Source organism: Aliikangiella litoralis, assembly GCF_052495765.1.
The window spans coordinates 2930100-2954986 of record NZ_CP199292.1 but is presented as its reverse complement, the minus strand read 5'-3'; the positions used below and the strand labels follow the sequence as shown (position 1 = coordinate 2954986).

The 24887-nt window shown below is 34.3% G+C and carries 18 protein-coding genes and 1 pseudogene; 2 read left to right on the top strand and 17 right to left on the bottom strand.

Annotated features, from left to right (window positions below; translation table 11 throughout):
- Positions 1-56 precede the first annotated feature (56 nt).
- Entirely contained in the window at positions 57-1043 is a 987-nt protein-coding gene (locus tag ACT5E3_RS12190) for an LnmK family bifunctional acyltransferase/decarboxylase (RefSeq protein ID WP_444998574.1), read from the bottom strand.
- 1122 nt (positions 1044-2165) lie between these two features.
- On the opposite strand from ACT5E3_RS12190, the pseudogene ACT5E3_RS12185 reads away from it, so the two are divergent.
- Positions 2166-2618: pseudogene (locus ACT5E3_RS12185) on the top strand (DDE-type integrase/transposase/recombinase); the annotation flags it as partial.
- Positions 2619-2874: 256 nt separating this feature from the next.
- Here ACT5E3_RS12185 and glnD read toward each other — a convergent pair.
- The 12 genes from glnD to ACT5E3_RS12125 all read right to left on the bottom strand — a co-directional run bounded on the left by glnD (position 2875) and on the right by ACT5E3_RS12125 (position 20155).
- The gene (gene glnD, locus ACT5E3_RS12180; protein WP_444998573.1) at positions 2875-5466 is read right to left on the bottom strand and encodes a [protein-PII] uridylyltransferase; all 2592 of its coding nucleotides are present in this window, start codon (positions 5464-5466) and stop codon (positions 2875-2877) included.
- A 249-nt stretch (positions 5467-5715) separates the two neighbouring features.
- Positions 5716-7416, bottom strand: coding sequence for a two-component system response regulator (locus ACT5E3_RS12175; protein ID WP_444998572.1), 1701 nt, complete (start codon positions 7414-7416; stop codon positions 5716-5718).
- Between the two features lie 11 nt (positions 7417-7427).
- The gene (locus ACT5E3_RS12170; protein WP_444998571.1) at positions 7428-7847 is read right to left on the bottom strand and encodes a response regulator; all 420 of its coding nucleotides are present in this window, start codon (positions 7845-7847) and stop codon (positions 7428-7430) included.
- Positions 7848-7910: 63 nt separating this feature from the next.
- Complete coding sequence (locus tag ACT5E3_RS12165) at positions 7911-9470, bottom strand: sensor histidine kinase (protein WP_444998570.1); 1560 nt, start codon at positions 9468-9470, stop codon at positions 7911-7913.
- Between the two features lie 2 nt (positions 9471-9472).
- On the bottom strand, positions 9473-10726 hold the full coding sequence (locus ACT5E3_RS12160; protein ID WP_444998569.1) for a PAS domain S-box protein: 1254 nt from the start codon (positions 10724-10726) through the stop codon (positions 9473-9475).
- Between the two features lie 343 nt (positions 10727-11069).
- Positions 11070-11882, bottom strand: coding sequence for a mechanosensitive ion channel family protein (locus ACT5E3_RS12155; RefSeq protein ID WP_444998568.1), 813 nt, complete (start codon positions 11880-11882; stop codon positions 11070-11072).
- A gap of 10 nt (positions 11883-11892) precedes the next feature.
- Positions 11893-12753 (bottom strand): hypothetical protein, encoded by an 861-nt coding sequence (locus ACT5E3_RS12150; protein ID WP_444998567.1) that lies wholly within the window; start codon positions 12751-12753, stop codon positions 11893-11895.
- 339 nt (positions 12754-13092) lie between these two features.
- Positions 13093-14049: a response regulator gene (locus ACT5E3_RS12145; RefSeq protein ID WP_444998566.1), complete on the bottom strand. Its 957-nt coding sequence runs from the start codon at positions 14047-14049 to the stop codon at positions 13093-13095.
- Positions 14050-14179: 130 nt separating this feature from the next.
- A complete protein-coding gene (locus tag ACT5E3_RS12140) occupies positions 14180-14899 on the bottom strand; it encodes a 4'-phosphopantetheinyl transferase family protein (RefSeq protein WP_444998565.1) in 720 nt (239 codons plus the stop codon).
- Positions 14900-15530: 631 nt separating this feature from the next.
- Complete coding sequence (locus tag ACT5E3_RS12135) at positions 15531-16445, bottom strand: dihydrodipicolinate synthase family protein (protein WP_444998564.1); 915 nt, start codon at positions 16443-16445, stop codon at positions 15531-15533.
- Positions 16446-16612: 167 nt separating this feature from the next.
- Positions 16613-18748, bottom strand: a complete 2136-nt coding sequence (locus ACT5E3_RS12130) for a carboxy terminal-processing peptidase (protein WP_444998563.1) — start codon at positions 18746-18748, stop codon at positions 16613-16615.
- Positions 18749-18985: 237 nt separating this feature from the next.
- Entirely contained in the window at positions 18986-20155 is a 1170-nt protein-coding gene (locus tag ACT5E3_RS12125) for an acyl-CoA dehydrogenase (RefSeq protein WP_444998562.1), read from the bottom strand.
- Between the two features lie 194 nt (positions 20156-20349).
- Between ACT5E3_RS12125 and ACT5E3_RS12120 the strand changes: the two genes are divergently transcribed.
- Positions 20350-21153: a YiiX/YebB-like N1pC/P60 family cysteine hydrolase gene (locus ACT5E3_RS12120; protein ID WP_444998561.1), complete on the top strand. Its 804-nt coding sequence runs from the start codon at positions 20350-20352 to the stop codon at positions 21151-21153.
- Positions 21154-21473: 320 nt separating this feature from the next.
- Here the strand turns inward: ACT5E3_RS12120 and ACT5E3_RS12115 are convergent, their stop codons facing one another.
- The 4 genes from ACT5E3_RS12115 to ACT5E3_RS12100 all read right to left on the bottom strand — a co-directional run bounded on the left by ACT5E3_RS12115 (position 21474) and on the right by ACT5E3_RS12100 (position 24882).
- Positions 21474-22418, bottom strand: coding sequence for a universal stress protein (locus tag ACT5E3_RS12115; protein ID WP_444998560.1), 945 nt, complete (start codon positions 22416-22418; stop codon positions 21474-21476).
- 160 nt (positions 22419-22578) lie between these two features.
- Positions 22579-23349 (bottom strand): TatD family hydrolase, encoded by a 771-nt coding sequence (locus tag ACT5E3_RS12110; RefSeq protein ID WP_444998559.1) that lies wholly within the window; start codon positions 23347-23349, stop codon positions 22579-22581.
- Positions 23350-23426: 77 nt separating this feature from the next.
- Positions 23427-23780 carry a PilZ domain-containing protein gene (locus tag ACT5E3_RS12105; RefSeq protein ID WP_444998558.1) on the bottom strand — a complete coding sequence of 118 codons (354 nt, stop codon included), beginning with the start codon at positions 23778-23780 and terminating at the stop codon, positions 23427-23429.
- A 112-nt stretch (positions 23781-23892) separates the two neighbouring features.
- Positions 23893-24882, bottom strand: a complete 990-nt coding sequence (locus tag ACT5E3_RS12100; protein WP_444998557.1) for a DNA polymerase III subunit — start codon at positions 24880-24882, stop codon at positions 23893-23895.
- Between the last annotated feature and the right edge of the window lie 5 nt (positions 24883-24887).

The window sequence follows — 24887 nt, the reverse complement described above, 5'->3', positions numbered from 1 at the left end:
ATTCCTTTAATTTAATCAAAAATCAACTGATAAACTGACTAACAAAACTTTACTAATTAGTACTTTTTTAGAAAGCGTTGTAAATCTGTAATATTTTCTTGTTCACTTACAGGGATTGCAAAGATTTTTTTTGCTCGTGACATAACAATTAAATTCCCCGAGCTTTTATGATAAATTTCAATATTATTAGTTAAATAAGCAGCGGGGATATAGTTTAGTCCCTTTTCAATATCATCCTGTTCTATAAGCTCTATTTCAGCGCTATAGTTAATTGAAAGTTCCTCTCCAGCATAACAATTACCATAATAGTAAATATCACGTTCAACAATATTCAGTTGTTTTAATAAAGCTGACGATAGCCCTTCACTTTTACTACGTTCAAGAAACTGATATTCAACAACATCCATAATCTCAGAAAATTTTGCAAAAATAATTGCATGTCCATCTGCTGCATCTCTGCATGGTTCGAGCTTATAATTAATGGGTTCAGCTGTTTGAAACTGCGAACCTAACTCAAAATCATCAAAACCATTATTTCGTACTTTTCTGGAAAGGAGCAAACCCACAGGAGACCGTGATGCTCTTTCTAACTTAGCAATTTTTTGAGGATCTGGATTAGCAACTTCTCTTTTTGCGGTACCACTATTGAGTTGTTCCGCAACGATCAAATTATTTCCTTCCATCGTAGGAAAATTTTCAGAACCCCAGGCTTCCACATCTTGCGGAACATCTTCTTTATTGGAAATAATGTAATTTGATGTCAAAAGTGTTTCACCAAACCGCTTAATATCCACACCGACAGTGTAGGTTTTCCATAGTTTAAAGTTTGATAATAAATTTGATAAAGGAACTCTAAGACGAGTCATAAAGTATGCAGGATATAAAGTTGTTCCATCACTTGATTCTATATGACTAGGATCTATCGTTAGACCTTGAACAAGATTATACGAGTGAGCATTTCCAAATAAAACCATGAGAGCATACTCATTGAGATCTCCAAGACCAACATGACTCATAGTTAAATCAACATTAGCAACTAGCATCTAGTGCATTTCCTTAAAAATATGTATCCCAAAAATATTAAAAGGATTGCTAAAACCAACACTCCATTTAATAAACTCGTCCAGAGATTTAAAACCCTGACAATTCCGTTGTGATTTTTTCCATTCTTATCAGTATTATTTTTTTATGACATTTATTATTGTTATTTTAATTTGTATCAAAAACAAAAAAGCTAATTGTTATATATTTCATTATTCAGTCATCAATAAGAAATTATTACTTTAAATACAAATTAATTTTTTATAAAAATCTCAACGCAGTATTTTTTTATCACATTAAATCTCAATACTGTATTGATTTTTAAAATATTCTCATTCACAAATAATACATTACCTTATAGCTATCTCGTTTACAACAAATATGTTGTTGGTTTTTATTTATCACATCAAGAAAAGTGATTTTATTTTTTTGAGATACTTAGCAAAAAAAAACAACACCCACCAAAATGCAAAAAACATATTCTCATTAAAACCACCATTACTCTTATTTAAAATGTTTTTACGAAGCATTAATTATGAGAAGCACAAACCTAACAATACAATTAAAATTTTATTTAAAATTCATGGCTATTAGCGACAATAAAATACCCCTTAATTATTTATGGTTGAATCAAGAGTTAATTAGTAGTTTAATAACCATTACTCTGTCGACAATTCTTACTTTCGGCCACCCCATATTATTGGACACAGTAGTCAGACAACAATAACTTAACGACAAGATCAGTAAGATAAAACTTAGTCACGCCTTAATAACTTTTTGCAAACCATATTAATCACGCCCCATATAAATTTAGAAGTTGAAAAAAATATACTTTTAAAAAGTACCAGAAACCGTTCACGTCAATCTACATACTCAAAACTCAAACTTAGATAAACTTAAAACCCTATTGAACTTGTAATATATTGAAAGAGATAATAAAAACCTTTACCTCCCTATTAAGCAAAGATATTCTAAATGTGTCCTAGAACATTATTTCTGAAAAAGAAAATCTCTAATTCAGGAGTATCAAATACTGTTAGTAAAATTGCGTAGACTTCTTTAACGTTATCTATGAACAAAGAAATTCGTCAAAGATTAACCTGGATTAAGTTCTACTAAAAGAACAAATAAGCTATTCTTTAGCTACCATTCATAAAGTTTTAACTAGGAATAAAGTAAAACCACTGAAAAAGCTCAGGAGAAAAGCTGAATTCATTCGTTATGAACGACCTACGCCTGGCGACAGGATTCAAATGGATACTTGTAAAATTTCCTCTGGAATATATCTGTGCATTTCCGTTGATGACTGCACCAGATATAAAGTTTTAAGGCTCTATAAGCGTCGCATAGCTAAAAATATTTTAAGCTTTAGATTGTGTCATCGAAGAAATGTCTTTTCCTATTCAGCGGATACAAACTGATCTTGATTTGTAATTCTTTGCTAAGAAAGTTCAAGCACGACTCATGGAAAACGGCATAAAGTTCAGGTCCATAAACCCGGCTCGCCACACCTAAACGGTAAAGTAGAAAGTTCTCAAAAAACTGACAAAACAGAGTTTTACCCGACTGCGAACATCTACTGTGAGGAAATTAAAGGTCTACTTGCCAACAAGTCGGCGAACACTTCGAACTTTCAGTGCGTTCACCTTTCGCTAGGTCAAATAATTAGAGTCTTCAGCTACTAAAAATAGACCAGCAGTGAAAATTTATATGGAAGCTTTAACCAATATGCCGGTTCTTAGGATAATTCTGATAGAAACAAACATCGTTTACTAACCAAATAAGTTAGTACGTTAAATAATAACTTTTCAGCATAAGTACTCAACATAAAGTTCACGGCTCAACTAAATCTGGAACAACCTGACATTGAAGTCTTGCTTCAAGTTTAATTTTATCTTTATGGCTCAATTCATCATCGTTTTTATCAGATACCAAAAATACATTATCAACCATTTCACCAATGGTACTAATTTTTGCTGAATGTATTTTAATATTTAAATCATGAAAACATTGACAAATTCTTTCCATAAAACTTGGGTTATCAAGTGCAGTAATACTAATTAAAGTTCGATGTTTTTTTCTTGTACTTAAATATTCAATATCAATTTTATTTTCAAAGGTATGCAAATACTTAGGAATTGGCAATGTTGGTTCCATTTTTTTATGTATTAAAACATCTAAAAGCCGCTGTTCTATTTCTTGTCTTCTGATAGCTGAACAAATCAGCTCGTGATTAAAATCTAATACTTTGATAATTTCTAAAACAAAGCCATCTCTAGTTTTTGTAATTTGAGCATCTTTAACCTCAACCTTTAACGTTGACAAAGTACTAAAAAGCGCTGAAAAAATACCATCTCTATCGGGCATATAGGCAAATATGCATGTACACCCATCAATAGCTTCTTCACTAAGAGAAATAAAACTTTGATACTTCGCATTAGTTAATAACTTCTGAGTAAAATAGATGATTTCTTCTGTTTGAAAGTTGCTAAAAAAAGGTATAGTAAACTGTTTCCATAATTGCAAAACAGACTCCGTTGACAAATCCATTTCTGCCAATTCGAAAAGCGCTTCTCTTTTCCTTTCTTTCACTTTCTCTCGAACAGTAAAAACATTTTCAACCCCTTCTCTTAAAGCCATCTTAGTTGATAGATAAAGTTTTTCCATTAAACTGGCCTTCCAGCTAGTCCATAAGTTGTCATTTGTTGCATTAATATCGGCAACAGTTAAACAATAAAGAGCATCTAGCTTAGATTGAGTACCGACAAGCTTGGCAAAGTTTCGAATAACTTCTGGATCATGAATATCTTGTCGTTGTGAAGTAATTGACATCAGCAAATGATTTTCAACTAGCCATGTAATCAAATTTGTATCAGTTTGCTTAACATTATGAAACAAGCAAAATTGTTGCGCATCCACCATCCCAAGCTCGCTATGATCACCACCTCGACCTTTAGCTATATCATGAAATAAAGCGGCTATTAATAGTGCAGAGCGTTGTTTTATTTTAGAGAATAAAGGTTGTAACTCAGAATGCTTTTCAGAATTTTTATTCGAGGTTAATTCAATAACGTTTGAAATCGTCTGAAAAGTATGTTCGTCAACTGTATAAGCATGAAACATATCAAACTGCATTTGGCCAACAACCTCACGCCACTGTGGCAAGTAAGCCGATAAGATCCCATGATGATGCATAAGAGCAAGTGCATTTTTTAACTGACCAGAACCATTTAAAATATTAATAAATTCACTTCTACACTCTTCAAAGTCTTGTAAATCCCCCAACAAACGTCTTCTGGCTTGTCTCATCAACCGGATGGTTTCTGGTGATATTTCTTTTATTTCATGTTGTGTAGAATGAGCGATAATTCTGAACATAACGAGTATTTCTTTACGATATACAAACACATCTTCTGAACGCACATTCAGCATGCCATTTTGCAACTCAAAATTTTGATTAATCGTTTCTATTTTGATCGCTCCAGAAGAACAAACATCATGTTTTAAAAATGACAATACCATTTGATTGATTTCTCTAATCCGTTTAGATGCACGAAACAACTGTCTCATCATTTTTTCAATCGCAAAGTTATTCGAGTCTCCAAACCCTAGTAACGAAGCAATTTCAGCTTGGTATTCTAACAACATTCTGTTTTCATCTCTTCCTGTTACTTTATGTAAAGCCCAGCGTACACGCCATATAAAATTTTGTGCTTCAATTAACTCGGCATATTCATCAGCATGAAGATGTCCTTTTTGTCGTAATAACTTTAAGTTTGAACTAGCTAAAGATTTCTTTGAAACCCAAAATAGAGTTTGTATGTCTCTCAAACCACCAGGTCCATCTTTTAAATTAGGCTCGAGCTTAAATGACTGGTTATTTTGTTTTTTGTGGCGTTTTTTTTGCTCATCCAATTTAGCATTAAAAAAGCGTTCTCTTGTCCATAACCGATTACTATAAATAGCTTGCTTTACTTGCATTTCATGATTTGAGTTGCCACAAATATAACGAATATCAAGTAAGTTAGTTGCAGCAGTAATATCTTTTTTACATTCTTGTTCGTTTTCTATCAAAGAACGTACTGAGTGACCAAGCTTTAACCCTAAATCCCACACTTTTGTAATAAATACTTGTAAGTTATCTTCATCATTTTTTGTTAGTGTTCCGTCATATAATATGCAAATATCAATATCTGAATGAGGATGAAGTGTCTTTCTGCCATATCCGCCAACAGCATTAAGTGATAGAGATTTCTCTGGGCAATTTGATAGTTCCCATAATTCAATTAAAACACCATCAATAAATGATGCTCTATTCTCTAATAATGATTCAATTGGAGTTGTTCTAAAATTCAGCTCGAGTTGCTCATTAAAAACATTAATTTGTTGGCGAATGACCTGTATTGCTTTAGGGTTGCTATCCAAAAAAGAGCCTCTATTTTTTAATTTATACTGTATTAAAATAACACTATGATTATCACATAGTAAACATAAGATTGAAACACCAACAAAATACATTTAGACTGGCTTGAGTGCAACAACAACATTTCACATAAGGCTTATGAGGTTTATCAATTATTTAATGATTATTTTTATTGTTAACTAGGTAATAAAGAGAAAGTTACACGTAAGTCGCTTAATTCATTAACGTATAGTCATTTTTATGCAGTCTACTTAACCTTTATCTTTCAATAGTTCAAGGAGCATTGTTGGATGTACTGGCTTTGACAAATAAAACCCTTGTACATTTTGCACCCCTAAGCTTTGACAAAAATCAATGCATGATTTTGATTCAGCGCCTTCAATGGTAATCTTGATATTTAAAGAACATAACATTTTAACTAAAGCATGTATTAATTTTTTGGTTTGACTCTTTTCAAAGTTAACCGTTAGAGATTTATCTATTTTTACCCTATCGATTGGAAATTTTTGTAAGTACGAGACCGAAGAGTAGCCTGTTCCAAAATCATCAAGCGCAATAGAGCACCCAAGACGGTTTAAATCGTGAACAACCTCACATTGGTTAACCGTTGAATACTCACTAAGTAATGCTGTCTCGGTCATTTCCAGCTCGATATCTTCAGCATTAACATTAAACTCTTGAAGACAGCCGTTAATAAACTCAACTAGCCCTAAATCAGAAAGTTGAGCAAATGAAATATTGACTGCCATTTTTAGATTTTGATAACCTTCACTCTTAAGAAAAGATAACTGACTAATCGCTTCTTTTAATGCCCACCGTCCTACTTCAATAATAATATTTGACTGCTCTGCAATTGGAATAAATTCATCTGGATAAAGTATCGTTTGATTTTTACTCCATCGAATCAAAGCTTCAAATCCACAAATTAGGTTTGTATTTATATTATAAATAGGTTGATATTCAAGATGAAATTCCTGATTAGCTAATGCCAACTTTAAGTCTTGTTCAACTTTAAAATTTTTTACAAATTTAACTTGCATACTCTCTTCAAAAAAACAGATTTGGCTTTTACCAATTTTTTTAGCTCGATACAATGCGATATCAGCATATTTAATAAGCTCTTCTGAACTGTTGTTACCATAAGGATAGAAGGATATACCAATACTACATGAACTTTGTATACTGTTATTCTCCACTATAAAGGGTTTAATGAAAGTTCCTTGAATTCTTTGAGCAATCATACTAGCATCGTCAAACCTTTCTATATTAGATAACATTAAAGCAAACTCATCGCCTCCTAAACGAGCAAACAACTCATAACCTCGCAAGCTCCCCTGAACCCGCCGAACTATTTGTTTTAGCAATTCATCACCGACGAGATGACCATATGTATCATTAATAAATTTAAAATTATCAATATCAAACAATACTAAGGCAATCATTTTTTTTCTTGGCAAACCAGTTATTGCAATTTGCCTAGCCTTATCAAAAGAGAGTCTATTCAACAAACCTGTTAAAGCGTCATATTCAGATAAGTTTTTTGCATATTGATAACTTTCTACTAATCTTTTCTCAAGCTCAAAGCGTACTTTTGCATGAACGATACTTCTCCACAATTGAGATGCCGTTATCTTCGATTTAACTAAAAAATCCTGCGCCCCAGCATTGAGGCAATCAATGGCAAGCTTTTCCTGCTCAAACTCACTAAGCATCACTATTGCTGTTGCATTGGGTAGTGGATCATTTTTTAATTCTATGAGTAATTCAATGCCATCTTTTTCTGGCATTAAATAGTCTAATAAAACCAAATCAAATTGCTTACATCTAAGCATCGAAAGACCTTTATCAACAGAGTTTGTTTCTTCAAAACTACAAGCAATATTAGCTTTGAAGAGTGTTCTCTTTACCACCTCTCTATCAATTTCATTATCATCAATAATTAATATATTCATATTAATACTATTTATGAGCAAGGCAGCTCAACTATACTCCAATATCTATCTAACATAGTGACGACTTCTAAAAATGAATTTCCGGATTCTTTTTTCACAATATAACCAGCAACATTCTGCTCATAAGCCCGTATTTTATCGTTATCTGCGGATGATGTTGTTAAAATAAACACTACTGTTCCTCTCAATTTTTTATCTTTCCTAATCTCTTGCAGGCATTCAATACCATCTAGCCTTGGCATATTTATATCCATCAAAACCACTCTTGGCGATGGTACATCATCATTTCGCAATTTTTCTAATGCTTCTATTCCATCTCTTGCAACATAAATATTATTAGAGACTTTTGCTTGTTTAAAAGTTCGCTTAACATCCATTACATCAACTTCATTATCTTCAACAAGTAAAATATTAACTGTATTTTTTTCCATAATACCTTTACGCCTTATTTACAAGTTTTAAAACTCTCTATCTATTCTCTCTTGTTTTTTCTTTTATATTTTCTTTACTTCAAAACGAAACTCTGTTCCTCTATAGCCATCTTCAGAGATAACATTAACTTCACCGCCTTGACTTTCAACAATACGTTTTATCAAAGCCAATCCCATACCACTACCCTCAACTTCATCTTGAGGTTTGAGTTTCTTAAACATACCAAATATTCTTTCATGATAGTTACTAGGTATACCTGGACCATCATCAGCTATTGAAAAAATATAACTATCTTTTTTTTCTGAACAAGTAACAGTCAGATTAACTTGTTTTTTATCATGATGTTTTATTGCATTATTAATTAAATTCCTTAACACCAATTCAAATTCTGTTTTCTGTGTTTTAAATACAGGCAAAACATTTAAAACATCAAGCTTAATTTCAACTTGTTCATTTTGATAAAGAGAAACAATATCCAATATTAACTTTTGAGTATCAACTAAAATAGAGTCTTCTTTTTTTCGTCCTGCCAGAGAGTATTCTAACAAGTCATCTAACAAAGAATTCAACTGCTCTACTCTTTTCTTTAGATGCCCCATATATTTTTGCGTGCTTTCAGTAATAACACCAGCTAAATCTTCTTCTATCCAACAAGATAAACTTTGTATATTACGCAATGGTGTTTTTAAATCATGACTGGCAATATATGCAAATTCTTCTAAATCTTTATTTGACTTAGCTAAAGCTTCTCTTTCATTTTCTAATTCTTGCGTTCTTTCTTTCACTCTATATTCAAGTTGGTCTCTAGCTTTTAAAAGTTCTGACTCAACCCTTTTTCTTTCACTTATATCTCTAGCAATGGTCGACACCCCAATCACGTTCCCACATGAATCTATAATTGGTGACAGAGTTAGAGAAACACTAATCACAGCGCCATTACTACAGTATCGTTCTGTTTCATAATGTTCTACCTTTTCATTTTTTAAAACCTGTTTCATCAACATATCTATTTCATCTCTTTGTGCCTTAGGTACAAGAAAAGAAATGTGTTGACCGATCGCTTCACTGGCATTATAACCATAAAGCTTTTCAGCGCCTTTATTCCAACTAGATATAGTTCCATCAAGATCTTTGCTAAAAATAGCATCATCGGCAGAATCGACAATTGACGCCAGGTGAAACTTAAGTTTTTCTGCTTCTTCGCGAGCCTTTACTGCTTCTTTTAATTCTAGATAAGCTTTCGTTACTTTTTCTTTTTCTGCATTAAAATCTTCCAATATATTCAGCGTTGCTTTTTGTGTTTCTTCTAACCTTTCTTTTTCAACATTAAAATCTTCCAGTATATTTAAAGTTGCTTTTTGCGACTCCTCCATATGCGCTTTTTCATCATCAAAATCCTCTAGCATATTCATTACAGCACTTTGGGTTTTCTGTAAATGATTTTTTTCTTCATTGAGATCCTCTAAAATATTGAAAGATGCTCTTTGAAATTCTTTTAAAGATTTTTTTTCTGCGTCAAAGTCTTCCAATATATTTAAAGTTGCACTTTGCATTTGCTCTAACTCCCGCAGTTTAATATCAACAACGGGGTTGCTTAGTTTTGAATGACTAATAGTTGGCATTTTTACTCAGTTCTTATGACGTTTCTGCGTAGCTCTTCAATTTCTTTTTTTAATTCAATCATCTTGAGCTCACGTCCAACAGTCAGTTTTCTAAACCTTTCTAACTCTGCCAGCCTTTCTAATTCTTTCTGTCGTTGTTCAGCCACTTCGGCTTCGGCTTGGCGTTGAGCAGTCACATCTCTTGCCGCTGCAAAAACCCCTAATACATTACCACCAACATCTTTATAGATAGATGCGTTATATAAAACATCGATCAACCTTCCATCTTTATTTCTTATTGTCAGGGGGTAATCAGTAACAAACCCTTTTTCAAAAACCTTTTGATATCCAGCTTGAGCTTGTTGAGGTTCAGTAAAATAATTAGAAAAATCAGTGCCAATTAAATGCTCTCGAGCGAGGCCTGTAACTTTAATCGTTGCTTGATTAACATCGGTAATTTTACCTTCAGGACTTATTGTGACTAAAGGATCAAGACTTGCTTCAATTAAACTTCGTGCATATTGCGAAGCCTGTTTTTGTTCGGTAACATCACGTGCAGCAGCAAAAACACCTAACACATTCCCTTTATCATCATTGTAAACAGACGCATTATAAAGTACATCTGTTAGTTGTTTATTTTTATGACGAATGGTTAATGGATAATCAATGACAGAACCTTCTTCAAACACTTTTTGATAGCCTTCTCTCGCTTTTTGAGGTTCGGTAAAATAATTAGAAAAATCTGTTCCTATAAGTTCTTCGCGAGCAAGCCCTGTGACTTTTATCGTTGCCTGATTAACATCGGTAATTTTACCTTCGGGACTTATTGTGACTAAAGGATCAAGACTTGCTTCAATTAAACTTCGTGCATACTGCGAGGCCTGTTTTTGTTCGGTAACATCACGTGCAGCAGCAAAAACACCTAGTACGTTACCATTTTCATCTTTATAGACCGATGCATTATATAGTACGTCAGTCAATTGTTTATTTTTATGGCGAATGGTTAGTGGGTAATCAATAACAGAACCTTCATCAAATACTTTTTGATAACCTTCTCGTGCTTTTTGAGGTTCGGTAAAGTAATTAGAAAAGTCTGTTCCTATAAGTTCTTCGCGCGCTATACCTGTAACCTTAATCGTAGCTTGATTAACATCAGTTATTTTACCTTCAGGACTTATGGTAACCAAAGGATCAAGGCTCGCTTCAATTAAACTTCGAGCATAATCAGAAGCTTGTTGTGTGTTGGTCAGCTCTGTTTCGGTCTCGGTTTTTATCATGGTATTTACCTTATAAAATTTACATATCCTTATAAAACAATAATGTAGCTAACATTATTATGTTTTGCGATTATTTTATATATACCTATCAAAAATGACTTGTATGATTTATTGAGCAGCATTGTATAAAAGTAGTCGTTACTTTATTAAATGCCAATCTAAGACTTTATTTCTACACTGGACTTGGTCTGCTAGTTAAAATTATAGCTCAAAAAATATAATTAAGAGAAAACTTAATCTGAAGTACAATTTACTAAGATAAACTCAAAAATAAGAGAATAGCAAACTCAATACTGAGTTATTGGTATTGAAAAGCCTCAATTGACTATTATAGAAATCGTCTTTAGGAACAGTTTTTATCTTCTTGAGAGACCATTACTTTAATTGGGGATGAGTTTTCGCCTGCATATAAACTCACATGTGGAAATGGAATTTCAATTCCGTTTGCATCTAGTATAGCCTTAACTTTCTCGGTTAAGCCACTGCGAAATTTAACAAACTCGTCTGATTTTGCCCAAACGGCTAAACGCAAATTAATGCCAGAATCTCCAAAACCTTCTAAAACAACCATAGGTTCTGGATCGACCAAGCAATTAAGCTCATTTCGAACCAAATCTAATACTAGATTTTTAACGACAACAATATCTTCCTTGTAAGCAATTGAAAAGTTTAAGTCATACCTCCTAATTGCAAATTTTGATAAGTTGGTCATTTCAGATTTGATAATGGTTTCATTAGGTAGCCTTACATAAGTATTATCTGGTGTACGTAATTTAATCGATAACCAATCAATACTAATAACCTCTCCCATTGTATTACCTACTTTTATCATATCACCGACAGCAATTGTGCCCTCACCCAACATAAATAAGCCACTAATCACGTTAGACATAGAAGTTTGAGAAGCAAAACCAACCGCCACAGAAAAAATTCCTGCTGCGCCCAGTAGTACACCTAACTTCACTCCTAATTGACTAAGTGCCATAATAATAAACAGGGTTATTATTGTATAAAATATTAAGCGGCGCATAATTAATGAGTTCTTAATTGTAAACTTAGACTCTAAATAACTAATTCCTTTATGCGATAAAACTTTTGCAATCGCAGCGCCGCAAAGAATTAATAAAGCAGCAATAAAATAATTGATCCAAGCCATTACAATTCCCCTAAGAAAATAGCCTATCTAATGTTTTACTAATTAACCCTGAAGCGTCTTTTTCTCTTGGTTCGCTAATTAAAGATGCATTAGCTACATGTGAAGGTAAATTCTTTGCTGTACTTACTAATGGAGCTTTTTTATCTCTCTCACACAAAACTTTTAATTCAGATGTCCATAATTCACCACTGTCTGTTAGATAAGTAGTTAAATAAGCAGTAGGAATAGCTATTTTTTCTAATTTTAAGCTTTCCTTTCCATTATTGATAATTTGGACAGGTGTTATAATTCGACTCATTCGCTTAGGCAATAATTGAAAGTTTGTTCGTCCGCTAAATTGACTGGCATAACACAGCTCACCAATATGAGGTCTTGGACCAAACCAGGTGTCAGACAGCTTAAAACTCGGAATTTCTAACAATGGTTGACTCACTTCCCCTATTTTTATAGCCAACCAAACGGGCGTACTTAAGTAAATAGTGACACTTTCTTGAGCAGGAAGATAGAATGGTGTGTGTGGTTTTGCCACTATACTTCGATTAGCTAGCTGTGGTTGAAAAGATATCTTACTAAGGTTAGCCAGATTGCCATCACAATTTGATTGTTTATTGATAATAGCATCTTGAATGGGATTAGCATGAATAATTCTTGTAAGTTGGCTATATTCGGGAACAGGAGTTTCATGGCTTGAAAACTCAATTTTTTGTTCTATTTCATCTTCTTTTTCTGTTGAATACAAGTAACGAAACTGCCAATCACCTTCTTGATGACTAATATAGGTTGTAAGTGAGCCAAAAGTGAGCTTATAGTGTTCACCTGAGGGTATCGAAAAAACTTGTTTCCATAAGTCATAATGAGTAATTTTTGTCATTTATGATAGATTCAGTCAGCACACAAAAAATTTTAGTAAGTATAATATGAAAACATTATTTTTCGAAAGCCTCTTTTGTTATCTTTATGCTAAACTCAGTGTTTTAATACTTATTACTAGACTTAGAGTTCATAGGATTAGTAATACACACGTTTAGTTACATACGAAATTGACCAAACGCTCTCAACAACTGAAAGTAGAAGTAGTAAATAGAACTCTGGAAGTTGAATAGCTACTAGATAAAAAAGTGAAGAGTTTGCTAAAGTGTCTCATGAATTCAGAACGCTATTTAACTTAATTCACATGATTTTATTCAAAAACAAAGACTCATCTTTATTATTAACTACGCTTATTGTTCTTTTTTTCCTCATTGATATTAAGGTGTGGAAATGCAGTAACCATTTCTGTCAATAAATTTTCAATGACAGCAATTGCTTGAGAGTCTTGTTTTTTAAAACCAGACAGAAGTACTCCAAGCTTTTCTTTACTATCTTTTAATACGTTAACGATATGGCTGACTTGCTTTTTCTGATATGCAATTTCCAATTGTATGCAGTACATACGATTATTAAATCCATTCATTAATAAAGAAAGAAGCTCTCGATAATGCATCACTTTATCTTTATCAAATGGCATTCTTCTAACTAATAGACTTGCAAACTCAAAATTAAATAAACAGAGATGATTAAAGTGGGGCACTTGCTCTGTCGATATTTCTTGTTCCATTAACTCAATTTCTATAGGACTTACAACTCCTGTTGTGCTCATATTGATAGTATCTGCGCCATTTCCTCTTACTTGGATAGCAGCACTTACTCCAAAAGCTTCACAACTATCCAATAAATGTTTAGCCAAAGTATAATAATCTCGACACTGGTTTAGTTGTTCAAAAAAATAATTAATCTGGCTAATTTCACTTCCACTAACTGCTGTTTTTTCCAATGTTTGTGCAACACTAGCCTCGACCGACTTTATTCGTTTAAGATTAGCTTCTAGCTTTTTAGCCAAAATATCAATCTGAAAAGGTTTTGTTATAAAGTCATCGGCACCAGAATCAAAACCAGCTATTTTTTCTTCCAAGCTATCTAAACGACTTAAAAAAATGATGAGTGTATGACGAAAAGCAGGCTGGCTTCTTAATTTTTGACACAATTCAAAACCATCCATTGCAGGCATTTTTATATCTAATAAGAAAACATCAGGAGTTAACTCTTTAACAATTTCTAAACACTTGCTACCACTATTACAAGTTGTTATATCATATTGCTCTATAAGTAGCTCTTGAATCAGTCTCAAATTAAAATGGTCAATAATTTTAACTTTTCACTGCTCATAAGCCTTTTCTATTCAAAATAGTAATATGACATATATTATAGGCTAATAATTCAAAAAAATATGAAAAATGCTCTATGGGAGAATATGACATTCAACCGACAATTATGGTGGTAATACCTTGAGTATTAAATGAAAATTGCCCAGAAAAGCAACTTCCTTGCAAGAGTTGATCAGTTAAGTTTTCTGTAAGTACCAGCTTAAATTTTTGCTTCTCGACAGATAGCTCAATAATTTGAGCAGCCATAAAGTCGAAATAATGACCAACTTGAGGATATAATGCCTTAAACAGGCTCTCTTTTGCTGAAAAAACTAAGGTAAAGGCCCGAACATAGTCCATAGTAGATCTTTTTAATAATCCAACCTCTTCTTGTCTAAGAATAGACTTTTGAATTTGTTCTACTGTTTGCTCCATAAGCCAGTTTTCTGCATCAATGCCAACAATAGCATAGTCTGTTTGGTATGCAACGGCACTTACTGCAACTGATTTAGTGTGTGAAATAGAACCAACGACAGAAGAAGGCCAAACAGGGCTTCGATGTTCTCCAGTAGGGATCTCTTTTTCCCAAAGACCAATCTCTGCTAATGCGGAGATCGCGGTATAACGTCCGGCAAGGTATTCTGCTTTACGCTTTGTAACAGCATTAGGAAAAAAACTCGGATGAGAGATCCCTAATTCTTCGTATAAAGAATCTTGATAATAGTCAACAAAATAGTCACATGAAATAATAACCAGGTTATTTAATGCACTAAATTCAGGCTTCTTAATATCACCTAAAAAGTTTTTGGCTTGTGCGCTTACGATACATTTCATGAGGTTTTAGGAATAAAAAAGATGTTTTATTATTAATATTTATTATGCTCCAGCATAGCACTTGTTGAATTTTATTTATATATATTGTGATAATATTTTAGAAAGAAAAAATCCTTAAAATAATTTTTTTTCGCTTGTATAATTTTTCTTCAACTTGTAATAACACCGTAATAATAGGGTAAAAATCGTATATACAATATTTATAAACAAACTTATCCACAACTTCTGTTGAAATCTTTTTTTAATCTTACACTTGTCCAAGCAATAAAAATGTTGTAAGAATATGCCTATAAAACAGCTTTTTTTACAGTAAAATAGATAGCCATAAACTAACAATTTCATCAAGAAAAAATTTACTCTGGCTTTTAGCATAATCAAAAGTCAGTATGAGTTAAGTAAAAATTATTATGCCTTTTCTCTCTCTAATATTAAAATTTTTTAAGGCTAAAATTTTATAGGGTTAAGAAGCATCTTGTCTTATTTTTAAAACAAACAATCAATGAAGCTTAAGTTGACTTCAACTCAATGCTCACTTTAAGTAAAGGTGTGTCTACTTATGAGTTTAGTTAAAAGATAGGTGGCCGAGTAAAATTTGAGCTGCTAACTCGGCCAGTAGAAAAGCAGTTAAAGTTTAGACGATTGAAATAAAGTCTTTATCTTCCAACGCTAAACGCTTATCGCCAACAACCTGAGAACTCTCTATTGTTTCTATAATTGTTAAGAAAGCCTCTCGTTTAGCTTTAGCTAATGGTAAATAAGGTAGTCGTATTACTGGTAAACTAGCTCCAGTTAAAGCAAGTGCGGTATTTAATGGTGCAGGATTCGGCTCATCAAATAGCCATTGATAGAGCGGATTTAAATCTTGATTTCTCGTGCTGTCAGGGTTATCCATTAACTCTCTCATAATACCTGGAACAAGGTTAGATGTAACAGAGATCACACCATGGCTATTATACTGGTGACGTCCATCAAAACATTCATCGTCATTCCCTGACCAGCAAGCAATGCCTTCTTGTTCATATTGTCGGATCCTTTCATTACCCGCACACTCCTTTACACCAACAAAGTTTTCATGAGACGCTAATTTGCGTATGATTTCTGCAGGAATATCTTGGCCTGTACGCCCAGGCACATTATAGATAAACGCAGGCCCCAAATCCAAAGAATGCTTTATATGTTGATAAACTCCCTCTTCTGTTGTTTTTCCATAATATGGATTAATCAGCAAAGAAGCATGCATACCTGATGCAAAACCATATTTTGTTGCTTTTATGGCTTCTCGAGTGTTGTTGCTACCCGTATTACCAACAACCACTAAATCGTCACCATAATGATTAACCGTATGAGATATCAGCATTAAATGCTCTTCCCAATCTAGCAAATGCCCTTCTCCAGTCGTTCCACCAACAATAACCCCATCGACCCCAAACTTTATTTGTTGCTTAATTAAAAAGTCATAGCGCTCTATATCAATCTGACCTGATGCCGTAAATGGCGTTTTAATTGCTGTAAATAAGCTTTTTTTCTGAATATCTGATACTAGCATTGGCATTTGTACTTAGTTGAAGTTGAAATCAGTATCGATTGTATGATTTGCTAATCATGACAACCAAATAACTTTAGGGTATTAAAAAATAGTGCGCCGCATTATCGCAATTTGACACCAATAAAAAAAGGGCATATAGCCCTTTTAGCATTAGAAAATTGAATAAACTAAGAGCCTTTATTCAGATCCGCTAGTTTTTGATGCTGTTTCAATGAAATAAGATCAACAAGTATGTTAGCTGTTTCATGTAACTTACTGTCTTCAGCTTCAACCAACTCAGTATCTTCATCAATTTCTAGCACCGGTTTTTTACCTAAAGCAGCTCGTCTTTGGTTTTCACGCTCCAATTGCTTTTGCTTATCTTGCTTATGTTTATCTTTACGCTCAGCTAAATTAAGACTGATCGATTTCTGCTCTCTTCTCTTATTTATCTCTGCAATATCAGCGATAATATATTGAAACTCTCGGTCTTTCTTGATTCTCTCATGATGGCTCTTTGTTAAAGGAGCAATATACTCATTAAAATCACCTGTTCGCTTATATTCAGCAGCAGGAATAACATCCCACTTTAACGCAGAATTATAACTTTTCTCACCAAAATCTTTTCTTGAATAAGGATCTGGATAAGCTATATCAGGAATAACCCCTTTCATTTGGGTGCTTTCTCCAGTGATTCTATAAAACTTATTGATAGTTAACTTTAATGCACCAAAAGCATTACCTTCTGAGCGGAACTGTTGGTTTAGATCTAAAACACGTTGAACCGTCCCCTTACCAAAAGTTTGTTCCCCAACAATTAAACCTCGGCCATAATCTTGAATAGCACCAGCAAAAATTTCTGATGCTGAAGCACTCGAACCATTAACTAAAACGGCTAGTGGTCCATCCCACGCCGTACCTGAATCAGTATCAGAGAGTAGATCAATATGCCCTCGACCGCTTCTATCTTGTACTACGGGTCCTTGATCAATAAATAAACCTGTTAAAGCGACTGCTTCATCTAAAGCTCCACCACCATTAGAACGTAAATCAATTATTAGTGCATCCAACCCACCTTCCTGCTTCATTGTATCAATGAGGTTTCGAATATCTCTGGTTGTACTTTTATAGTCTTTCTTACCTTCATATTTAGCTCTAAAATCAACATAAAACTTGGGCAAGTCGATAACCCCTACTCGCTGGATCTTTCCATTTGATTTAACTTCAATTATTTCAGATTTTGCAGCCTGCTCTTCTAACTTAACCTTTTCTCTGACAATTGAAATGATCTTGGTTTTTCCTGCAACGCTGCTATTAGCAGGCTCTATCTGCAACCTAACTATACTTCCTGCATCACCTCGTATCAGATCAACAACATCATCTAAGCGCCAGCCAACCACATCAACTAATGGTTCTTTCCCTTGGCCTACAGCAATAATTTTGTCATCAACCGATAGTTCACCAGACTTGTCAGCAGGACCAGCTTCAACAATACGATTTATTTTTGTGTAGACATCATCAGACTGAAGAACTGCGCCAATACCTTCTAGTGAAAGCTTCATATCAATGTTAAAGTTTTCAGCAGTTCTTGGTGAAAAATAGGAAGTATGCGGATCAACCGTTCTTGCATATGCATTCATGAAGTAACTAAAAACATCTTCACTGTTGATTTGAGCAACTCTTCTCATTGCTGCTTTGTAGCGTTTCTCCAATATTTCAACCGCTTCTTTCCAGCTCTTGTCAGCTAAAATTAAATTTAATGCGTCACTTTTCACTCTTTTGCGCCAAAACTCATCTAACTCTTCAGATGTCACCGCCCAGTTGACTTCTTCTCTGTCAAAAAGAAATGATTCCTTTTTAGTAAAGTCCATTTCCTTTTTAAGTAATGAAAGTGCATATTGGTTACGTTCAGACCATCGTTTTTGGAACACACTATAGATATGATATGAAGGTTTTAACCATCCGGTCAAAATTGAGTTGTCCATGTTATAGCGATACTGTTGAAAACTCTTTATATCTTCAGCCAGAAAATAAGCCTTATTACCATCTAATAATTCAATATATTCATCTAATATTTTAACCGATTCCTCATTACCAAGTTGTGGTTTTGCGTAATGGTAATCAGTAATAAATTTAGCAATATAGCGACTTGCTTGATGGTGTACAGGGCTCGGTGACAAATCGAGCATCTGCGGCTCATGGAGTGAAGCGACATCAACACTCTTTTCATTGGTAGCATTATTAGTATTGGCTATTAAACTAAGTGATGCTGAAATTGAAATTGCTATAAAACTAGTTTTGATTATAGATTTAATTGATGGCATTTAATACTCATTCCTAAAACAGGTTATTGACATCGAAAGCTTCAATATCTGATTTTGACCGATTACAGTCGTTATTGTTCCTTACTAGATAAATAAATAACCTTAAACTCAACAAAACTCAAGCAAAACCATGAAAATAGCAGCCCGCTTTGTAAAAATATGTGTAATGGTTCGATTTATAACCGATATAAAAAGGTGTTAGCCAGACTTTCCTAAGTCTGGCTATAACAAAAATATTTAATAAAAAGCTTGAATACCCGTTTGAGCACGCCCTAAGATTAATGCATGAATATCATGAGTGCCTTCATAAGTGTTAACGGCTTCCAAATTTAACATATGTCTTATTACATGGAATTCATCACTGATTCCATTACCACCGTGCATATCACGTGCTGTACGAGCAATTTCAAGCGCTTTTCCACATGAATTCCTTTTAATTAATGAAATCATTTCTGGTTTAAATGCTTTAGCATCAATTAATTGACCAACTCTTAATGCACCTTGCAGTGCTAGTGTTATTTCAGTTTGCATGTCAGCAAGTTTTTTCTGATATAACTGAGTTGCAGCTAGTGGGCGACCAAATTGTTTACGATCTAAGCCATAATCTCTTGCTGAGTGCCAACAAAATTCAGCAGCTCCCATTGCTCCCCACGCAATTCCATATCTTGCCATATTTAAGCAACCAAAAGGACCGCCTAAGCCACGTATATCTGGAAACATATTTTCCTCAGGCACAAAGACTTCATCCATGACGATTTCGCCCGTTATTGAAGCTCTTAGTGAAAACTTTCCTTCAATTTTTGGTGCAGATAAGCCTTTCATACCTTTTTCTAGCACAAAGCCGCAAATTTTGTCTTCATCGTTTTTGGCCCAAACAACAAAAACATCAGCCACTGGAGAGTTGGTAATCCACATTTTTGTTCCTGAAATAGAATAGCCACCTTCCACTTTTTTAGCTCTTGTTTTCATACTGGCAGGATCTGAGCCGCTATCAGGTTCTGTTAAGCCAAAACAGCCAATCCACTCACCAGTAGCTAATTTAGGCAAATATTTTTCTTTCTGTGCTTCTGTTCCATAAGCATTGATAGGATGCATTACTAGGCTTGATTGAACGCTTAAAGCGGAGCGATAACCACTATCTACTCTTTCCACTTCTCTAGCGACTAAACCATATGCAACATAGCTAACACCTGCACACCCATACCCATTGATAGTAGATCCCAATAAGCCAAGCTCTCCCATTTCACGCATGATATCAGTATCAAAGTGTTCATTCCGGTTTGCATCTTGTACTCTTGGAAGTAGTTTTTCTTGCGCATAGCTTCGAGCCATGTCACGAATCATTCGCTCATCTTCACTGAGTTGCTGATCAATTAGAAATAAGTCATCCCAAATATCCAAAGTCATAATTATTGCCGTCGCATTAAGAGTTAATTAGAAAAACAAGCGGTTAGTCTAGCCAAATTTGAACGAAGAAACCAGTGCGCAATTTTATTACTACGGATGTATAATTGACCAATATCAATAATATTTACCATAAACTCAACCATTAAAAGTTAATCGGTAAGTTTTTAATAAAAACTCAGGCCCTTATACAACACATGTCACTAAAACAAAGAATAGAAAACTGGTTGAATTATGAAACTGAACCATCAACTTTTCCAATCTGTGATTTTGAAAAGTTAAGCTATGGCATAAGACCTGGAGATGTAGTTCTGGTCGAAGGTAGAAGCAGAGTATCAGATGTGATAAGAATTGTAACCCAAAGTCGTTGGACTCACTCAGCACTTTATATTGGCCGATTACATGACATTCAAAATGCTGAATTTAGACAAAAATTACAATCCCACTACCCAGCAACACCGGATCAACAATTATTGATTGAGGGTATTTTAGGAAAAGGAATGATAGTGACACCTCTTACCGACTATTTAAAAGATAATTTACGCATTTGTCGCCCTTCTACATTATCTGCACCCGATGCCCAAAATGTCATTAATTATGCCGTGAGTAAACTTGGTGTTGGTTATAACATCAGGCAATTATTTGACTTAGCTCGTTTTATTTTTCCTTGGAAAATATTACCAAGAAAATGGCGTTCAACACTTTTTACACGTAAACCCGATGAAGTCACAAAAACGGTATGCTCATCATTAATTGCAGAAGCTTTTTATTCTGTAAAATATCCCATTTTGCCTTTATTTAGACGACATGGAAAAGATGGCATTGAGTTAGTACCACGAAACACAAGATTGTATACACCTGCCGATTTTGATTACTCTCCCTATTTCGATGTTAAAAAGTTTCCTTTTATGGGCACCTCAAGTAATAGTCCATATCGTGACTTGCCATGGAATAAAGATGGTGTTGTAGGTCATGGTGAAAAAGATTTCGATGTCTATTAGGTGCTTCCTTGTAGCTATTATATGGGGTAATAAAAAATAGCTTGTTACTTGCGTATATTTATAAAATATATCACTGTAATTATTTTTAGCTGAAAGCATTCTAAAAATAATGATTAAAAAACTGGAAATTTTCAGTATTTAAACTAAATTTATAAGTAGATAAAGCAATTACTGAGTTTATATTGCTTCTGAATACAGCCAGTAGTACTTCTGTTAATCGTCTACTTCCCCTACCCCAGGCAATCTGAAAAGAACCTGGGATTTTTTTATCCGAAAATTTACCGTAATCCCGTATTAAAAAAGATTAATGCCTCCTTGCTTTAACCTTTTTTAACTTGTACGGACATAACATCACAATTAACTTCATCTAAAATTTTCTCTGCAGTACTTCCAACCAGTCCTGAATGATAGGCTGTACCGACAACCAATAAATCAATCGCTAACTCGTCAACTAATTCAGGTAATAACCTTTCTGGATAACCCTCAACTAAATGCAAGTTTTCCGAGTCTAAATCAAATGGAGTAACCACATCATTAAATTCTTGTTCTTGAGTGGACTTTAATTGCGCCATATATTCAGAGTAATTATCTTCTCCCATCGTAAAATCTGTAGGGCCAATACCAACCCCCATACCTAAACCAATATCATTCCACACTTGATACTCAATTGGAGCATAACAGTGAGCCACATGACAATTAGCAGATAAATCTTTGCTTAGCTTAACAGCTGAATCAACAACTAAAGGAGCAAGAGCTTCTGGTTTATTATGTGTCTGGTTTGGATCGATAGCTGCAAGTAGTTGTTTATAACTATCTGAGGTATTTTCTTTAGTTAAAATTAATGGTATTGGGCAAGATTTCAGTAGCTGCCAATCATTGGGGGTAAAAAAGACTTTGTTAATTGTTTTATGTTGATGCGTCGCCTTAATAACTAAATCAGCATTGATCTGTTTAGCCCTTTCTATAATGGCCTCATAGTGAGGTTTATGCCAAACTACTTCGCTAGACACTTTAACACCTGATTTTTTTACTATTTTTTCAAATTGCTGAACTTGCTTTTTCTGAGAGTTAAGATACCCCGTTTTTGCTGCACTCATTTCACCCGGTGAGAAAAATAAGCTGGTGACCAAGCCTGGATTATATACAACCAATAATAATTCAATATCGGCTTTATAAACATTAGCAAGGTATATAGATTTTTGTAGAAGGTTTTGGTTATCTGAAGCGGGATCCAGAGCCACTAAAATAGAGTTTATGGATTGCATATTGAATACCTCATTTATCTCATGTTGTAATTGAGTTGTACGATAATCAAAACCAATGATTAACTTCTGTATACTTACAGTTTACCCAAGCCTGATCAAAAATTCATTGACTTGAAACAATCATCTTTTATTTAATCAAATAAACTATAAAGCTAATTCTTTATAATTGGAACAGTCGATTAAAATTCTGCGTTGTTTGAAGGCAAAACTCAGTAAAATCTTGCTCTCTTATTTGAGCCACGAAACGTGCAACATCAACCACATGACGAGGAGAATTGGGTTTTCCCCTATGCGGCACAGGTGTCAAATAGGGGCTATCAGTTTCAACTAATATTCTATCGGACGGAATTTTTTTTGCGACTTGTTGTAGCTCTTTTGCATTTTTAAATGTAACAATTCCAGAAAATGAAACATAAAAACCAAGCTCCATTGCTGCTTCAGCCATTTCGATTGATTCGGTAAAACAATGCAATACCCCGCCCACCTTCGCAGCCCCTTCTTGGTTTAATATATCAAGGGTATCTTGACGAGCATCTCTTGTATGTATAATTAGTGGTAAACCGGATTCAACCGCGGCTTGTACATGTGTTCTAAATAAACCTTGTTGGTCTACTTTACTTTCTTTAGCATAGTAATAATCGAGTCCAGTTTCCCCAATGGCAACGACTTTTGGATGCTTAGCCTCATCGCATAAATAAGCTAAATCAATCGACTGGCCTTCAGTGTACAAGGGGTGAATACCTACTGATGCATAAACATCATCATGTTTTTCAGATATTTTTCTAACTTCAGCTTGGTTATCGACATTAATGGCTACACAGAGAAATCGTTTAACACCATTTGTTCGTGCTGAATCTAACGCAAGATCAAGAGAACCTTCAAATTGTGATAAGTCCAAACGATCAAGATGACAATGAGAATCTACGAGCATAGTTATATAGCTTTAAAACATGGTTTATTTGTGGAAGCTTATTGTATCTAAGTTAAAGAAAGATTAGGAGGCAAGACTTACATTGTATGAGTTATTCGCTCAGATTCTAATGTTCCGGCCAAATGAGTTTCTATTTTTCCCCTAGTAACGCCTTTGTCCTGTTCACTAAACTGAACCCCAATGCCTCTCGCTTTGTTTCCCTGGGCTCCCTTGGGAGTAATCCAGATTATTTTTCCAGCAACAGGTAAGCGATCTTTTTCATCCATTAATGTCAACAGCATAAACACTTCATCGCCAATACTACATTGCTTGTTAGTAGGAATAAAGAGTCCCCCATTTTTTACAAAAGGCATATAAGCCGCGTATAAAGCACCTTTGTCTTTGATGGTCAATTGCATGATGCCATGTTTTGGAGAGCCTGGAGCAGCCATGAATATTATTAAACCTCTATAAATTGTTTTGTTAGCTTGATATCTTGAGTCTTATCTCAGCTAGTGAAAAAATAAAACTAGAATTAACTTTAACCAGCTTTAACTTTACATGCTAAGCTTTTGAATAATGAACTATTTTTCGCCCAATTTCAAACCATTGTATTAGTATAGCTTCAAATTGAAGCTTTGCTTGTAAATTACTACCAGCATGCTGTGCACGATTATACTCCAATACCTTTGCATATAAATTAAACAAAATTTTAGGTGGCAAAGCAGCATATTGATGTTTTTCTTGGCTAGTAGCACATATAACTTCGGCTTGATAAAAATAATTAGCGATGACGTTAGCCAAATCTTCATCATCTAACTCGGCCCGAGCAAAAAACTCACTTGGAGATAGCTGGTTCAGTAATATTTTATCAAGCATTTTAAATGTTTGTTGTTCAGTAAACTCCCCATTATTTTCTAAATAACTTTTTGCTGCAAGTGGTGCAGAATAACATGATTTAAGAGCTTGTTTAATTTCGGCTATTGTTTTGCCTGTATTTGTCACTAACCACTCAACCATCGTGCTTTCTACTAATTCAGGTACAACAATCTGGCATCGGCTTCTAATGGTGGCTGGTACTTTTTGAGCATTGTCTGCTAATAAGATAAGTAAAGTATTGCTTTTAGGTTCTTCGAGGGTTTTCAATAATGCATTAAATGCCCCTCGGGTCATGGCTGTAACAGAGCGAATAACAGCAACCCTCCAACCACCTAATTGCGGTGTATCTACAAGTTTATCGGTCAATGTTCTGATTTGTTCAATACCAATGGATTTTTTTTGCTTACCTTTATTATCCACCAAACGCTCAATGAAATAAAAATCCGGATGTGTTTTTGAGTTTATTAATAAGCAAGATTTGCATTGATCACAATAATCACTGAGCCCATCATATTGTTCACATAACAAACGTTTAGTAATGGTAAGCGCATATTCGCTCTTACCTGACATTTGCGGCGATACAATCAAAAGACCATGTGGCAGACGCTTATTTTCAAAGGCTTGTTGTAGTTTATCTGTTGATTTCTCAAACCAGGGATAATGACTTTGGCTCATGGGTA